This is a genomic window from Microbacterium sp. ProA8 (genome assembly GCF_039905635.1).
Lineage (GTDB): Bacteria > Actinomycetota > Actinomycetes > Actinomycetales > Microbacteriaceae > Microbacterium > Microbacterium chionoecetis.
The window spans coordinates 2,728,914-2,743,691 of the sequence record NZ_CP157000.1; the positions used below are offsets into that span (position 1 = coordinate 2,728,914).

A 14,778-nucleotide genomic window follows, 5' to 3' on the forward strand; every position below is an offset into this window, starting at 1 on the left:
CATCGCGAGGCGATGTCAGCCGGCGAGCGTCGTCACCAGACCCGCGCGGAAGAGAACGCGGCGAGCGCGTCCCCGAACAGCCGGAGCGTGTCTGCGCCCGTGCCGACGTGCGGGGCGACGCGGATGCGGCCCGCCCGCGTGGTCACGGTGAGGCCATGGTTCGCGAGCGACGCGGCGAGCGGTGCGGCGTCCTGCGGAGCGGGTTCGAGTGTGACGATCCCCGCGCGGTGCTCAGGCTCGCGCGGCGTCACCACCGGCACCTCATAGCGGTCGGCGAAGAACATCACGTCCGTCGCGCGTGCCGACAGCGCCGACTCGATCTGCGTGACGCCGACGTCGGCGACCTCGCGGAGCGCCGTCGCCAACCGCGCGGTCGCGAGCGTGTCGGGCCCGGAGACCGAGAATGCCTGGGCCGACGCAGAGGGCGCCGGCACGGTGTCCACCGGCAGGTCGCCGTCGACGCCGCGGAATCCCGAGAGCACGGGCGCGATGCGCTCGAGCGCGCGCTCTCCGAACCACGAGAAGCCGGTCCCGCGTCCGGCGCGGAGCCACTTGTACCCGTGGCCGCAGACGACGTCGGCGGCCAGATAATCCGCCTCGACCATGCCGAAGCCCTGGATGGCATCGACGATGAGCAGACGATCGCCGATGACCTCGCGCAGAGCGGACAGGTCGGTGCGGTAGCCCGTGCGGAAGTCGACGAGACTCACCGCCACGGCCCGGGTGTCGTCGGAGAGAGCAGAGCGCACCGCGTCCGGCGTCATGAATCCGTGCGACGGCTCCACCCACTGCAGCTGGAGTGATCCGAAGGCGTCCGAGGCGCGGGTGGCGGCCACCGTGAGGCTGGGGAACTCGCCCCGGCTCATCATCAGTCCGCCTGCCAGTCCGTAGACGGCGTGCATCAGTCCGTGCGTGGTGGACGGCTGCAGCACCACGTGCTCGGCATCCGTGCCGATCAGCTCGGCGACCAGCTCGCGCGCCTCGCGGACGTGGTCGGCCACCAGCTCGATGCTCGTGCGGCGCCCCGAGCCGAGCAGCTCGGTGTCTCCCTGCGCCTCGCTGCGGACGGCAGGAGAGAGCGGGCCGAACGCCGCCCAGTCCAGATACCCCGGTTCCCCATCGAACGACGCCAGATACGAATCCAGATCGGTCACGCGCATCAGTCTGTCAGAGCGGCGAGCCCCGGTGGGACAGCGGTTTCAGCTGCCGAAGCGGCGCTCTCGCGAGGTGAAGTCGCGGATCGCACGCAGGAAGTCCACCTCGCGCAGATCGGGTCCCAGGGCCTCGACGAAATAGAACTCCGAGTGCGCCGACTGCCACAGCAGGAAGTCGCTCAGGCGTTGCTCGCCCGAGGTGCGGATCACGAGGTCGGGGTCGGGCTGTCCGCCGGTGTAGAGGTGCTCGCCGATCTGCTCGGGGGTGAGGCTCGCGGCGAGCTCCTCGAGCGATCCGCCCTGCTCGTCGTGCTGCGCGATGATGCTGCGCACGGCGTCGACGATCTCGCCGCGCCCGCCGTAGCCGACGGCGAGGTTGACGTGCATCCCGGCGTTGCCCTTGGTGCGGGCCTCGACGTCGGCGAGCACGCGAGACAGGTCGCCGGGCAATGCATCGGCGCGGCCCACGTGCTTCACGCGCCAGTCGCGCTCGTGCGAGAGCTCGTCGGCGAGCTCGGCGATGATCTCGATCAGATCCGACAGCTCGCGGGAGTCGCGCTTGCGCAGATTGTCGTTCGAGAGGAGATACAGCGACACGACGCGGATGCCCACGTCGTCGCACCAGCGCAGGAACTCCTTCATCTTGGCGGCGCCGGCGCGGTGGCCGTGCGCGGCGGAGTCGTATCCGAGCTGCTTGGCCCAGCGCCGATTGCCGTCGATCATCATCGCCAGGTGGTGGGGCACCGCGGCGGGATCCAGCCGCCGGCGCAGGCGGTTGATGTAGAGGCGGTAGAGGGGTCCCCTGCCCTCGTTCGTCTCGCCGCGCGCCACACGCCTACGCTACCCCGGGTGCGGCGGGGACCCTAGCGCGAGGGCGGGCTGCGGCATGGCCTCGACCGGGCATGTTCCCCGACGGGTATGCGCCGCCGTCTACGCTGAGACGATGAGCCGCCGTCGCAGTGATTCCCGGGCCCCCGAGGTCCCCGTGCTGCCGCTGATGGATGCCGCGGCCGTCGATGCCGCGACGCCCGAGATCAAGCCCTCGTGGCGCGGGTGGATCCATGCGGCCACGTTCCCGGTCGCCATCGCCGCCGGCATCGTGCTGATCGTGGTCGCGGAGGGCGGGCCGGCGAAGTGGGCGTGCGTCGTGTTCATGGCGACGTCGCTGCTGCTGTTCGGAAACTCCGCGCTGTACCACCGGTTCGACTGGAACCCGCGGACCAAGACGATCCTCAAACGCATCGACCACGCGAACATCCTGCTGCTGATCGCCGGAACGTACACCCCGATCGCGACGCTCGCGCTCCCGCCGCAGCAGGGCGCACTGCTGCTGGTGCTGGTGTGGAGCGGCGCGCTGGTCGGCATCCTGTTCCGCGTCTTCTGGCTCCACGCGCCGCGCTGGCTGTACGTCGCCCTCTATCTGGCGCTGGGCTGGGCCGCGGTCATGTACCTCGTCGACCTCTTCGAGGCCAATGCCGCGATGATGATCCTCGTCGCCGTCGGCGGGCTGCTCTACACGGGCGGAGCCGTCGTCTATGCGCTCAAGCGGCCCAACCCGTGGCCCGGCCACTTCGGCTTCCACGAGATCTTCCACGTCTGCACGGTGCTGGCGTTCCTGTGCCACTGGACCGCGTGCCTGCTGATCGCGCTCAACCCGCTGTCACCGTCGCTGGGACTGCCTGGCTGACGAAGGATGCCGCGACCCGCGGCATCCCGTCCCGTCCCGTCCGTCTGACGGGGTCAGGCTCGAGGCGCCCCGCCGCGGCGGGGGTCGTCGTCATCGGGGCTCGGCTCATCGGCGCTTCCCGCATCGATGCTCTGGTCATCGGCCTCGGTCGCCTCGGTGGCCCGTGCCGCCTGCTCCTCGGCATCCAGCTCCTCCTGGATGTCCGCGCGCACGCGACCGCGGCGGATGCGCCGCATCATGTCCCACACCAGCAGGATCACGGCGATCGCCACGAACGCGGTGACGAGGAAGCCCACCACGCCCGGGGTCACGATGTCGGGGTCGACCTCGGACGGCGTGGGCGTCGGAGTCGTCGCGGCGCTGAGGATCACGGCGATCGCGTGCTGCATGGGGTCCTCGCTCTGCCCGGGGAGGGCGGTGTCGTCGGGGGTGCGCGCGAGCGCATAGCCTGGAGGTCCAGCCTAATCTTCCGATCCGGCGTCGACTTCCGATCCGGGTCCTCGAGACGTCAGGGAGCGGCGTGACCACGCAGGACATGCTCGACGAGCGCTACGGCCGTCGTCGTTCGCCTGCCCGCCGCTGGGCGATCGGGGGCGCAGTCCTGATCGCGGTGGCGGTCGTCGCCCTGTTCGGCTGGTTCACGGTGCAGAACGCCCTGGACTCCGTCGACGCCGACACGACCTCGTTCGAGGTGGCCGATGAGCACTCGGTCTCGCTCGGATTCCAGATCACCTCTCCCCCGGGATCCGCCGTCGCCTGCGCGATCGAGGCCCAGGACGAGGAGCACGGCGTGGTGGGCTGGCGCGTCGTCGAGCTCCCGGCATCCGATCTGCACGCCCGGGCGTTCCGCGAGGTGATCCCCACGACCGCGCTCGCGACGACGGGATTCGTCAACTCGTGCTGGGTTTTGTCTCCGTCCGCGCAGTGACGTAGTCTGTCGGGACATCAGTCGAATCGCGCCCTGGCCGTGAGCCGGGGCGTTCGGTTTATGCCCGTGCCGCACGTATGCCGGGCCGAACGAAGGAGTCAGCCGTGTCCACCGACGCCCCCGTGACCTTCCTCACCCAGGACGCGTACGACCGCCTGGCCGCCGAGCTCGAGCACCTGTCGACGACCGGCCGCGAGGAGATCGCCAAGCGCATCGAGGCCGCGCGCGAAGAAGGCGACCTCAAGGAGAACGGCGGCTACCACGCCGCCAAGGACGAGCAGGGCAAGCAGGAGGCCCGCATCCGGACGCTCCAGCACCTGCTGAAGACCGCCACGGTGAGCGAGGCCCCGCAGAGCACCGGCGTGGTCGAGCCCGGCACCGTCATCACGGCGATCATCGCCGGCGGCGAAGAGGTCTTCCTCCTCGGCAACCGCGAGATCGCCGTCGGCTCCGAGCTCGACGTCTACAGCGAGGCCTCGCCGCTGGGCACCGCGATCCTCGGCCGCAAGGAGGGCGAGAAGACCTCGTACACCGCTCCGAACGGGCGCGAGATCGCCGTCGAGATCGTCAAGGTCGAGACCTACAACGGCCAGTGACGCCGGTTCCCGACGGGCGCGCGCGGCGCGTCAGTCGGGAACGACGGTCGGAGCATAGCCGGCGCCTTCGAGCACCGAGATGACGTGTGCGCGGTGCTCCTCGCCGCGCGTCTCGACGCTCAGCTGCAGGATCACCTCGCTGATCTGCAGTCCCTGGCCGTGGCGCGTGTGCAGCACCTCGATGACGTTCGCCCCGGCGATCGCCAGCAGCTCCGAGACCTGCGCCAGCTGACCGGGGCGATCCGGCAGCGGGATGCGCAGCGTCATGTACCGACCGGATGCCGACAGCCCGTGCGCGACGACGCGCTGCAGCAGCAGCGGATCGATGTTGCCGCCGGACAGCACGGTCACGGTCGGGCCGTCGGCGACCACCTTGCCTGCGAGGATCGCGGCCACGCCGACGGCGCCCGCCGGCTCGACGACCTGCTTGGCGCGCTCGAGCAGCACGAGGAGCGCCCGCGCGATGTCGTCCTCGGTGACGGTGACCACCTCGTCCACCAGATCCCGGATGATCTCGAACGGCAGGTCCCCCGGCCGGGCCACGGCGATGCCGTCGGCGATCGTCGGCAGGGTGGGCACCTCGAGCGGATGCCCCGCCTCGAGCGACGGCGGATACGCAGCCGAGTTCGCCGCCTGCACGCCGATCACCCGCACCGTGCGGCCCTCCGCGGCGGCGCGGGCCTTGACGGACGCCGCCACGCCGGCGATGAGCCCTCCCCCGCCGATGCCCAGCACGATCGTGTCGAGGTCGGGCAGCTCGTCCATGAGCTCCAGGCCCAGCGTGCCCTGGCCGGCGATGACGTCATGGTGGTCGAACGGATGGATGAACACGGCACCGGTGCGCTCGGCGAACTCGGCCGCCATCCGCAGCGGCGTCTCGACGGTCGCGCCCTCGAGCACGACATCGGCGCCGTAGCCGCGCGTGGCGAGGAGTTTGGGCACCGGCACGCCGAGCGGCATGAAGATCGTGGCGCGGATGCCGAGGGCCTTCGCCGCGAGCGCCACGCCCTGCGCGTGGTTGCCGGCGGAGGCGGCGACCACGCCGCGCGCACGCTCCTCGGCCGTCAGCCGGGAGAGGCGGTACGTCGCGCCGCGGATCTTGAACGACCCGGTGCGCTGCAGGTTCTCGAGCTTGAGGTGCACCGGCACGCCGAGCACGTCGGACAGGTGCTGGGACTCGTCGAGCGGCGTGTGCGTGATGACGCCCTCGAGCGTGGCCCTCGCGTCCTCGAAATCGGCGAGGGTGGGCACCGACGACGCGGAGGGAACCGCATCGTCGGCCGCCGCAGCGGGGCCGGCGGGTCCTGCGGAAGACATGGCGGTGGTCACGGGCGGACTCTCCTCTGCCGCGGAACGGTGCTCCAGATGAGGTCGCCGGAGGGTTTCGCTCCGGTCTCCCACGCACGTTCTGCGAGATAGACGGCGACGACGTTGACGAACGCCGCGAGCGGGACGGCGAACAGTGCGCCGGGGATGCCGGCGATCATTGCACCGCCTGCCACGACGAGCACGACCGCGAGCGGATGCACCTTGACGGCGGAGCCCATGAGCAGCGGCTGGAGCACGTGGCCCTCGAGCTGCTGCACGCCCAGCACGACGACGAGCATCCACAGGGCGATCCAGGGGCCGTTGTAGACGAGCGCGAGGAACACCGCGACGGTGCCGGTCACCACGGCACCGACGATCGGCACGAACGCGCCGAGGAAGACCAGGACGGCGACGGGGATGGCCAGTGGGACGCCGAGGAGTGCGGCCCCCAGGCCGATGCCGATGGCGTCGATCGTCGCGACGAGCAGCTGCGTCCGTGCGTAGTTGACGACGGTGACCCAGCCGGCGCGTCCGGAGCCGTCTGCGGCGGGACGGGCTTTCTTGGGGAAGAGCCGCAGCGTCCACCGCCAGATGCCGGCGCCGTCGGCGAGTAGGCACAGCAGGATGAAGAACGCCAGCACGGCGCCGGTGACGACGTGACCGATGGTGGAGCCGATCGCCAGCGCACCCGACCACAGGAGCTCGGCCTGCTCCTGGACGAAGACCCAGCCCTGGTCGAGGAGGTCGTCGATCTGCTCGGGGCTCAGATGCAGCGGCCCGTCGATGAGGTACTGCCGGAACTGGTCGATGGCCGCGACGGTGCTGGCCCGCACGGAGTCCCACTGGTTCATGATCTGCCACACCACGAGCCAGAGCAGGCCCGTCACGATGGCCAGGGTGCCGACGACCGAGATGACGATGGCGAGCCAGCGGGGAACGCGCCGGCGGAGCATCCACGCGAAGGTGGGCCACAGGAGCGCGGTGATGAGGATGGCGATCAGCAGCGGGATCACGAGCAGCTTCAGCTGGATCACGAGCCACACGACGATGCCGATCGCCGCAGCGACGACGATCACCCGCCAGGAGTACGCGGTCGCGATGCGCAGGCCACGCGGCACGGCGGCGGAGGTCTCGGTGGAGACCACCCGACTGCGGTCGCGCACCGCATCGAACAGGGAGCTGCGGGGCTTGTCGTCGGAGCCGCTCGTACGCCCAGTGCTCATTCGCCCAGTCTAGGCGCGTCGCATTCCGCACCGGTCATGAAGGAGCCTGCGGGGATGTCGGAGGCGCTGGCTAGGCTGACGCGCGTGAAGTCCTCGCTCAGCGCCGCGGAGGCGCGCCGCGTCGCGCTCGCCGCCCAGGGGTTCGCGCGCCCCCGACCGGCGACCGCGGGGACGCGGCAGCTCAACGGCGCCCTCGCGCGCATGGCGACGCTCCAGATCGACTCCGTGAACGTCTTCGCCCGCTCGCACTACATGCCGCTGTTCTCGCGCGTCGGCGCCTATGACACGGCCGCGCTCGACCGCCTGCTGTTCGCGCGGCGATCGCCCTACGTCGAGTACTGGGCGCACGTGGCCGCGTTCATCCCCGCGGACGACTGGGGGCTCTTCGACTTCCGTATGCAGGCGATGCGCGCGAAGTACGGCTCGCAGCCCGGCGGCTGGTTCGACACCCATCGCGAGATCATCGACTGGGTGCGTGCCGAGCTCGCCGACCGCGGCCCGCTCCGCCCCGCTCAGATCGAGCACGACGCCAAGAAGGGCGCCCGCGGACCCTGGTGGGACTGGGACGTCGTCAAGCACGCCCTCGAGTACATGTGGCTGTTCGGCGAGGTGGCGATCGCCGGCCGTCGCGGATTCGAGCGACGCTACGCCCTCGCCGAGCAGGTGATCCCGCGCGAGGTGCTCGACGCGCCGGTGCCCCGCGACGACGCCGTGCGCGAGTTGGTGCGGCGCGCCGCCCGGGCATACGGGGTCGCGACGGCGGCCGACATCGCCGACTACTGGCGCATCGCCGACCGCAAGGCGGTGACAGCCGCCCTGGACGACCTCACGGATGCCGGCGAGCTGCACCCGGTGGCGGTGGAGGGGTGGACCACGGCGGGCCGCCCCGCCAAGGCGTGGCTGCACGCCGACGCCGTCGTGCCGCGTCGTATCCAGGCTGCCGCGATCCTCACGCCGTTCGACCCGGTGGTGTGGTTCCGCGATCGCGCCGAGCGCCTCTTCGACTTCGAGTACCGCATCGAGATCTACACGCCGGCAGCTCAGCGCCGGTTCGGCTACTACTCGCTGCCCGTCCTCATCGACGACGACGTCGTCGGCCGCGTCGATCTGAAGGCCGATCGTGCGGCGTCGACGCTCCGGGTCCAGTCGGCCTGGTGGGAGCACGGGCGACCCGCGGATGCCGCACCGCGCCTCGCCGACGAGCTCCGGCTCGCTGCGGACTGGCAGCGGCTGGCGTCGATCTCGATCTCACGGTGGGGCGACGCGGTCGAGGACCTCGCCCGCGTGATGCCGGAGGCCTCGCGCCATGATGCCGGGCCGGCAGAGCCCGTGGCGCTCGCCACCGATGAACCCGGCACCGATGAGCCGGGCACCGATGAGCCGGGCACAGACGAGCCGGGTGCCGGTGCGCGGTCGCGCAGCGCCGATCTGCGCGTCGAGGAACTGGCGAACTGACGGCGCCCGACCGGCGGGCACCGCTGCGCGACCTGCGACTCGTCAGGCCGCCGGCGAACCGACGACGTCGAGCCCGAGCCAGCGGGCGAGATCCTGGATCTCGGCATCCACCGCCCGGCGGATCTCATCGGTGAACGGCTCGTCCTCGTGGACCGCGTGCACCCGCAGCACGCCGGCCTTGCGGTCGCTTTTGGCGTCGAGCTTGCCGACGAAGCGGTCGCCGTGCAGGATCGGCAGCGCGAAATAGCCCCACCGGCGCTTCGCGGCGGGCTTGTACATCTCGAGCAGGTACTCGTACCCGAAGATGTCCTCCAACCGGCGACGGTCGAACACGAGACGGTCGAAGGGCGACAGCAGCGCGGTCCGGGGCGTGAAGTCGTCGAGCGCGGCGAGTGCGTCGGCATCAACCCGCCAGGTGCCCTGCGTCCCGTCGACGACGGCCTCCTCGCCGAGCTCGCCGACGTCGATCGGCTCCAGCGGCTGGGCGATGCCCTTTGCGCGCGCGATGCCCAGCGAAGCGAGCCGGCGCTCCGCCCGCTCGCGAGCCGCCTCTTCGTCGCCGAGGATCGGCACATCGGCGGGATACACGCGGTCGGCGACGTCGAACAGGCGGCCGGAGGAATCCCTGGACGAGATGGCCACGTCGCCGCGCAGCACGAGGATCTCGAGCAGCTGCAGCGAATTGCGGTTGTTCGTCCAACCGGACGAACGCCACGACACCTGAGCGGCGTCGGGGATGTCGCTCGCCCGCAGGGGTCCCTCGGCACGCAGGCGCGCCATCACCTCACGGCGGAACACCTCGTTGGCCGCGAGCCACTCCCGTGCCTGCGCCGACTGGGGCCGGCGCCGCATCTCGGGCAGGAGGAGCGGCAGGTCGGTCATGGCGCGATAGAAGCCGCCCCACTCGAACACGGCGCGGTCCTCTTCGACCAGTCGCACGAGGTCGGCAGGCTGGTAGGGCCAGCCGAGCCGGCTCCAGAGGATCAGATCCGCACTGGGCGCCACCGCGGCGGTCGGCTCGATGTTCACGATCGTGAGCGCGTCGATGGTCTCGACGATGCCCGCGGGACGCTCGGCCGTCAGCAGCTGGCCGCGCAACGCGATGCGACGCGCCTCGTCACGGGTCAGCCGGACTGTCACGCCTCGACGCTACCGGCCGGATCCGACATCCGTCTCGATGGAGGTTGCAGCGGGGGTTTCGACTCGCTCCGCTCGCTCAACCTTGACCCCGACCCGCATCAACGCTCGCTGCCGCTCGCATTGATCCGAGTCGCGTCAGAACTGCACGCGTGGCGGCTCTGAGATCGCGGCGCCGTCGATGACCTCGAAGAACTCGCGCTCGAAGAACCCCAGATTTCGCGCGAAGAGGTTGTTCGGGAAGACCTTGATCTTGGTGTTCAGCTCGCGCACACCGCCGTTGTAGAACCGGCGGGAAGCCTGGATCTTGTCTTCGGTGTCGACGATCGACTGCTGCAGCTGCAGGAAGTTCTGGCTCGCCTGCAGCTGGGGGTACGCCTCGGCGACGGCGAACAGGGACTTGAGCGCCTGCTGCATGCGCCCCTCGGCAGCACCCGCCTCAGCGGGGCCGGTGGCCGACAGCGTGTCGGCGCGCGCCTGCGTCACGCGTTCGAAGACCGCCTTCTCGTGCGTGGCATAGCCCTTGACCACCTCGATGAGATTCGGCAACAGGTCCGCTCGACGCTTGAGCTGGACGGTGATGTCGCTCCACGCCTCATCGACGCGCACGTTGAGCTGGACGAGCGAGTTGTACGTCGCCCAGAGATAGATGCCGACGATGACGGCGAGCGCCACCACGATAAGGACTGGGATCAGCCATTCCATGTGCCGAGGCTCCGTTCCGTAGTCACCTCATCCTACCGACGCACACCCGCCGCACATGATGGCGATCCTGGGACTCCCAGCCGTTACCCACCGAGGACGCGATCGAGATACGGGTTGCGGAACAGCCGCTCCGGGTCGAGCCGGTCGCGCAGCTGTACGAAGTCGTCGAACCGCGGATGCCGCTCACGAAGGGCCGCCGCATCGAGGGTGTGCATCTTGCCCCAGTGCGGACGCCCCCCGAATCCGAGCATGATCTGCTCGACCTCCTCGAAGTACTCCGTGGCGTCCTCGCGCCAGTAGCGGTGCACCGCGATGTAGCCCGACGCACGCCCGTGGGCGGTCGACAGCCAGCGGTCGTCGGCCGCGGCGAACCGCACCTCCACCGGGAACCCGATGCGCCATCCGCGATCGTCGATCAGAGCGCGGAGCGCCTCGAAGGCGGGGCGGACGTCCGCCGCCGGCAGGGCGTATTCCATCTCGCGGAACCGCACGGACCGGCTGGTCGCGAACACGCGGGCGGAGGCATCCGTGAATTCCCGGTCACCCCAGATCCTGGCCGACACGCGGTTGATGGTGGGTACGAGGGCGGGAATCGCGCGACCGGTCGAGCAGGCGATCTGGTGCAGGCCGCTGCCGACGAGAGTGTCGTCGATCCACTTGCCGACCGGGGCGAGCGGATGCCGCGGGGCGCTCTCGGGCAGCCGGGTGTTGGTCTTCGTCATCGCGCGATCGGTGTGCGGGAACCAGTAGAACTCGAAGTGGTCCGCGGCCGCGACGCGCTCGTCGAGCGCCGTCAGCACCTCGTCGAGGGGTTCCGGCTGCTCCACCGCGTGCAGCACGTACGCCGGCACGCACTGCAGCGTGACGTCCACCAGGACGCCCAGCGCGCCGAGCCCGAGCGCCACCGCGGGCACCAGCTCGGGGTTCTCGTCCTCGTTCACCGTGAGGAGATCGCCGGATGCCGTCACCAGCGTCGCACCCACCACCTGGGCCGCGAGTCCACCGAAGCGGGCGCCGGTGCCGTGCGTGCCGGTCGAGATCGCCCCGGCGATCGACTGGCGGTCGATGTCGCCCAGGTTCTCCATCGCGAGGCCGAAAGGCGCCAGGAGTGCGGGCACGCGGTGCAGGCGGGTGCCGGCGAGGAGCGTCACGCGGCCGCGGTCGACGTCGACCGAGACGAGGCCGCTGAGGTCTCGCAGCTCGAGCAGTGCGCCGGGCGCGACGGCGATGCCGGTGAAGCTGTGACCGGCGCCCACCGCCTTGACCGGGATGCGCTGCGCCGCAGCGGCGACCACCGCACGCTGCACCGCCGCCACCGTCGGCGGGAACTCCACGCGCTGAGGCCGTACCGACTCCGTCCTCGCCCAGTTGCGCCATATGCCACCCGGGCGGGTCACAGGAACGCCTTCCCCTCGCCGCGGTACGTCGCCAGCTCGCCCACGCGGGCGTCGCCGTCGACCAGGTGGTAGCTGAGGACGCGCTCGGCGAGCTCTCCGCTCTTGGAGTGGCGGAACCACACGCGGTCACCCACGCGCAGGGCCTGCGCCGCGTCGCCGCGCAGCGGTGTCTGCACTTCGCCGGCACCCTCGCGCGGCGCCATGCGCAGGCCCGTGGGCGCCACCGCCCGCGGCTGGCGCGACTCGAGTGCGGGACCCGACGCGATCCACCCGCCGCCGAGCACGGTGGCGACGTCGGGCGCCGGCTTGCGCACGACCTCCAGGGCGAACGCCGCGGCCGGCGCCGGATCGAACGCGCGGTAGCCGTCGAACAGGTGGCCGGCGAGCAGACCGCTGCCGGCGGTCACCTCGGTGACGGACTGATCGGATGCCGTCAGCTCGAGCGATCCCGTACCACCCCCGTTGACGAACTCCAGGGGCGCGATGTCGTGGAGGGCCGCGACGATGGCGGCACGGCGCTCGAGCAGCTCGGACGCCGAGCGACGCTGCATCCACCGGATGACGGCATCCCCCGATCCCGTCGCGTCGCCCTGACCGGCGATCTGGGCCTCGTACATCATCAGGCCGACGAGCCGGAATCCGGGCCGGGCGGCGATCGAACGCGCGAGCGCCGCGACCTCCCCCGCCTCGTACAGGGGCGAGCGGAGCACGCCGATGTGGCCGAGGCCGGGAGCCCGCCACGAGGCGTCGGCGTCGATCGCGACGCGGATCTCGGAACGGGTGGCCGGGGCCGCGATGGCGTCGACGAGGTCGAGCTGCGCGAGGTCGTCGACCATCAGGGTGATCCGCGATGCGGCGGTCTCGTCGGCCGCGAGGGCCGCGATCGCCGCCCGATCGACCGTCGGGTAGCCGAGCACGATGTCATCCGTGGTCTCGGCGAGCCAGAGCGCCTCGGGAAGCGTGAAGGCGAGGATGCCGCGGTAGCCCGGCAGCGCGAGGACCGCGTCGAGGACTTCGCGCACGCGCACGGACTTGCTCGCGACGCGGATCGGGACGCCGCCGGCGCGCACGACGAGGTCGAGGGCGTTGTAGCGGAGGGCCTCGGCGTTGATGGCGGCGACGGGGCCGCTGACCTCGGCGAGGGCAGCAGTCATCGCGCCCCAGTAGGAGGCGGGGTGGGCCCAGGGCTTCGTCGTCCTGGGTGTGGACAGCAGATCGAGACTCATACGGCTCGCTTCGGGTGCGTGCGCATCGCACCAGCCTAGAGTGCGGCGGACGCCTGCCACGACCGTCGCCGGGGCCGCTCGTCGGCGCGTGACAGGCGACGGCGTGCTTCAGTCCTTCGGCTTCGAGGCGCGCTCCTGTTCGACCTCTTCCTCGGCGCCCCAGACCGCGACCGGCGGCACACCCATGAACAGGGCGGTGAGCTTCCACCACCACCCGCTCCGGGGCGCTTCGCTCCCGCTCGCGCCTCGCTCTTCCGTGCTCTTCTCGCCCATATCGGGGCCCCTTCGCCGCTTTTGCCCAGGCTAGCGGGTCTTCTCGACGATGGCGAGGGGTCGGCGAGTGCCCCCGCTGGGACTCGAACCCAGACTGAAGCGATTTTAAGTCGCCTGCCTCTGCCATTGGGCTACGGGGGCCGATCGTCGTCCGCCGGACACACGAACGCCGCAGGCTCATCTTCTCAGACGAGCCTGCGGCGGGGCCGGCGCGCTCCCGTAGGGCGCGACAACTCACGACGTTAGTTGGCGGCGACCTTTCCGGCGTCGGCCGCAGCGGCCTTCGCCGGCGTCTTGCGCGCGGGAGCCTTCTTGGCCGGGGCGACCGGGGCCGCCTGCTCCGCCGGGGCTTCGACGGGCTGCGGCGGGCGCGGACGCGCCGCGAACTCTTCGAAGACGTAGCGCGGGTTCTGCACCGTCGACAGGTTCACCATGTCGCGGCCGAGCCAGAAGTTGTTCCACCAGCCCCACAGCACGCGCCACTTGCGCTCCCACGACGGCATCGCCAGGCCGTGGTAGCCGCGGTGGGCGAGCCAGGCGATGGGGCCCTTGAGCGCGAGCTTGCCGGACTGGAACACGCCGACCCAGAGCCCGAGGCCCGCGACGGCGCCGAGGTTCTTGTGGTAATACTCGCGCGGCAGTTCGCCGCGCAGCACGCCCACGAGGTTCTTCGCGAGCAGCTTCGCCTGACGCACCGCGTGCTGGGCGTTGGGGACGCAGTAGCCGCCCACGCCGCCTCCGGTGAGGTCCGGCACGGCGGACACATCGCCGGCCGCCCAGGCGCCCTCGACGATCTCGTCCTCGCTGCCCACCCGCAGGTCGGCGCGGGTCCGGATGCGACCGCGCTCCTCGACGGGAAGGTCGCCGCCGCGCACCACCGTGGGGTTCGCCATGACGCCGGCGGTCCAGATGATGAGATCGCTCGGGATCGTCTCGCCCGTCGAGAGCTCGATGTTGCCGCCGACGGCGCCGGTCACCTGCGTGTCGAGGTGCACCGAGGCGCCGCGCTGGGCGAGGTTCTTGAGCACCCACTCGCTCGTCTTCAGCGACACCTCGGGCATGATGCGGCTCATGGCCTCGATGAGGTGGAAGTGCGTGTCGTCGAACGTGATCTGCGGGTAGCTCTTGACCAGCGACGAGGCGAGCGAGCGCAGCTCGGCGAACACCTCGATGCCGGCGAACCCGCCGCCGACCACCACGACGGTCAGCAGCCGGTCGCGGTCGGGACCGGGGGGAAGCGTCGACGCCTTGTCGAAGTTCGACATCAGCCGGTCGCGGATCGCGACGGCCTCTTCGATCGTCTTCAGGCCGATCGCGTTGTCGGCGATCCCCGGGATCGGGAACGTGCGCGACACGGCGCCCGCGGTGACGACGATCTGGTCGTACTCGAACTCGTACGGCTCCCCCGCGATGGGCGTGATCGTGGCGACCTTGCCGGCGTGGTTGATGCCGGTGACCTTGGCGGCGACGACGTTGGTGCGCTTGAGGTGGCGGCGCAGCGCCACGACGGAATGGCGCGCCTCGATCGAACCGGCCGCGACCTCGGGGAGGAACGGCTGATAGGTCATGTAGGGAAGCGGATCGACGATCGTCACGTCCGCCTCGCCCCTGCGCAGATGCTTCTCGAGCTTCCAGGCCGTGTAGAAGCCTGCGTATCCGCCACCGACGATGAGGATCTTGGGCACGGTG

Annotated in this window: 15 protein-coding genes and 1 tRNA gene; 4 read left to right on the top strand and 12 right to left on the bottom strand. The window is 70.9% G+C overall.

What is annotated here, in order from left to right:
- Positions 1-32: 32 nt before the first annotated feature.
- Positions 33-1,160: an aminotransferase class V-fold PLP-dependent enzyme gene (locus tag ABG085_RS12230; RefSeq protein ID WP_347976008.1), complete on the bottom strand. Its 1,128-nt coding sequence runs from the start codon at positions 1,158-1,160 to the stop codon at positions 33-35.
- Between the two features lie 39 nt (positions 1,161-1,199).
- A complete protein-coding gene (locus ABG085_RS12235) occupies positions 1,200-1,985 on the bottom strand; it encodes an isoprenyl transferase (RefSeq protein ID WP_347976009.1) in 786 nt (261 codons plus the stop codon).
- A 112-nt stretch (positions 1,986-2,097) separates the two neighbouring features.
- Between ABG085_RS12235 and ABG085_RS12240 the strand changes: the two genes are divergently transcribed.
- Positions 2,098-2,841, top strand: a complete 744-nt coding sequence (locus ABG085_RS12240) for a hemolysin III family protein (RefSeq protein WP_347976010.1) — start codon at positions 2,098-2,100, stop codon at positions 2,839-2,841.
- Between the two features lie 53 nt (positions 2,842-2,894).
- Here the strand turns inward: ABG085_RS12240 and ABG085_RS12245 are convergent, their stop codons facing one another.
- Positions 2,895-3,230, bottom strand: a complete 336-nt coding sequence (locus tag ABG085_RS12245; RefSeq protein ID WP_347976012.1) for a hypothetical protein — start codon at positions 3,228-3,230, stop codon at positions 2,895-2,897.
- Between the two features lie 131 nt (positions 3,231-3,361).
- Between ABG085_RS12245 and ABG085_RS12250 the strand changes: the two genes are divergently transcribed.
- Together ABG085_RS12250 and greA are read left to right on the top strand one after the other, a co-directional pair.
- The gene (locus tag ABG085_RS12250) at positions 3,362-3,769 is read left to right on the top strand and encodes a DUF4307 domain-containing protein (protein WP_347976013.1); all 408 of its coding nucleotides are present in this window, start codon (positions 3,362-3,364) and stop codon (positions 3,767-3,769) included.
- A 104-nt stretch (positions 3,770-3,873) separates the two neighbouring features.
- Positions 3,874-4,365 carry a transcription elongation factor GreA gene (greA, locus tag ABG085_RS12255; protein ID WP_308869562.1) on the top strand — a complete coding sequence of 164 codons (492 nt, stop codon included), beginning with the start codon at positions 3,874-3,876 and terminating at the stop codon, positions 4,363-4,365.
- Positions 4,366-4,395: 30 nt separating this feature from the next.
- On the opposite strand, the gene ilvA is transcribed toward greA, so the two are convergent.
- Together ilvA and ABG085_RS12265 are read right to left on the bottom strand one after the other, a co-directional pair.
- Positions 4,396-5,682: a threonine ammonia-lyase gene (gene ilvA, locus ABG085_RS12260; RefSeq protein ID WP_347979186.1), complete on the bottom strand. Its 1,287-nt coding sequence runs from the start codon at positions 5,680-5,682 to the stop codon at positions 4,396-4,398.
- 8 nt (positions 5,683-5,690) lie between these two features.
- Positions 5,691-6,896: an AI-2E family transporter gene (locus ABG085_RS12265; protein ID WP_347976014.1), complete on the bottom strand. Its 1,206-nt coding sequence runs from the start codon at positions 6,894-6,896 to the stop codon at positions 5,691-5,693.
- Positions 6,897-6,980: 84 nt separating this feature from the next.
- Here ABG085_RS12265 and ABG085_RS12270 point away from each other — a divergent pair, with 84 nt between their 5' ends.
- Positions 6,981-8,351 carry a crosslink repair DNA glycosylase YcaQ family protein gene (locus ABG085_RS12270; RefSeq protein WP_347976015.1) on the top strand — a complete coding sequence of 457 codons (1,371 nt, stop codon included), beginning with the start codon at positions 6,981-6,983 and terminating at the stop codon, positions 8,349-8,351.
- Positions 8,352-8,393: 42 nt separating this feature from the next.
- Here the strand turns inward: ABG085_RS12270 and ABG085_RS12275 are convergent, their stop codons facing one another.
- The 7 genes from ABG085_RS12275 to ABG085_RS12305 form a co-directional block, all read right to left on the bottom strand.
- Positions 8,394-9,491, bottom strand: a complete 1,098-nt coding sequence (locus ABG085_RS12275; protein WP_347976017.1) for a crosslink repair DNA glycosylase YcaQ family protein — start codon at positions 9,489-9,491, stop codon at positions 8,394-8,396.
- Positions 9,492-9,626: 135 nt separating this feature from the next.
- Positions 9,627-10,193 (bottom strand): LemA family protein, encoded by a 567-nt coding sequence (locus ABG085_RS12280; protein ID WP_163618666.1) that lies wholly within the window; start codon positions 10,191-10,193, stop codon positions 9,627-9,629.
- A gap of 83 nt (positions 10,194-10,276) precedes the next feature.
- The gene (locus ABG085_RS12285; protein WP_347976019.1) at positions 10,277-11,590 is read right to left on the bottom strand and encodes a D-arabinono-1,4-lactone oxidase; all 1,314 of its coding nucleotides are present in this window, start codon (positions 11,588-11,590) and stop codon (positions 10,277-10,279) included.
- Positions 11,587-12,816 (bottom strand): alanine racemase, encoded by a 1,230-nt coding sequence (locus tag ABG085_RS12290; protein ID WP_347976020.1) that lies wholly within the window; start codon positions 12,814-12,816, stop codon positions 11,587-11,589. Before ABG085_RS12290 ends, ABG085_RS12285 begins: the two co-directional genes overlap by 4 nt.
- A gap of 108 nt (positions 12,817-12,924) precedes the next feature.
- On the bottom strand, positions 12,925-13,089 hold the full coding sequence (locus ABG085_RS12295; RefSeq protein WP_347976021.1) for a hypothetical protein: 165 nt from the start codon (positions 13,087-13,089) through the stop codon (positions 12,925-12,927).
- A 68-nt stretch (positions 13,090-13,157) separates the two neighbouring features.
- Positions 13,158-13,230, bottom strand: a tRNA-Leu gene (locus tag ABG085_RS12300).
- A 101-nt stretch (positions 13,231-13,331) separates the two neighbouring features.
- A complete protein-coding gene (locus tag ABG085_RS12305) occupies positions 13,332-14,774 on the bottom strand; it encodes an FAD-dependent oxidoreductase (protein ID WP_347979187.1) in 1,443 nt (480 codons plus the stop codon).
- Positions 14,775-14,778 lie beyond the last annotated feature (4 nt).

Excerpts from the sequence above, each read along its gene's own strand:
- ABG085_RS12230 (WP_347976008.1), bottom strand. The coding sequence starts at position 1,160 with ATGCGCGTGACCGATCTGGATTCGTATCTGGCGTCGTTCGATGGGGAA.
- ABG085_RS12240 (WP_347976010.1), top strand. The coding sequence starts at position 2,098 with ATGAGCCGCCGTCGCAGTGATTCCCGGGCCCCCGAGGTCCCCGTGCTG.
- ABG085_RS12245 (WP_347976012.1), bottom strand. The coding sequence starts at position 3,230 with ATGCAGCACGCGATCGCCGTGATCCTCAGCGCCGCGACGACTCCGACG.
- ilvA (WP_347979186.1), bottom strand. The coding sequence starts at position 5,682 with ATGTCTTCCGCAGGACCCGCCGGCCCCGCTGCGGCGGCCGACGATGCG.
- ABG085_RS12265 (WP_347976014.1), bottom strand. The coding sequence starts at position 6,896 with ATGAGCACTGGGCGTACGAGCGGCTCCGACGACAAGCCCCGCAGCTCC.
- ABG085_RS12280 (WP_163618666.1), bottom strand. The coding sequence starts at position 10,193 with ATGGAATGGCTGATCCCAGTCCTTATCGTGGTGGCGCTCGCCGTCATC.
- ABG085_RS12290 (WP_347976020.1), bottom strand. The coding sequence starts at position 12,816 with ATGAGTCTCGATCTGCTGTCCACACCCAGGACGACGAAGCCCTGGGCC.
- ABG085_RS12295 (WP_347976021.1), bottom strand. The coding sequence starts at position 13,089 with ATGGGCGAGAAGAGCACGGAAGAGCGAGGCGCGAGCGGGAGCGAAGCG.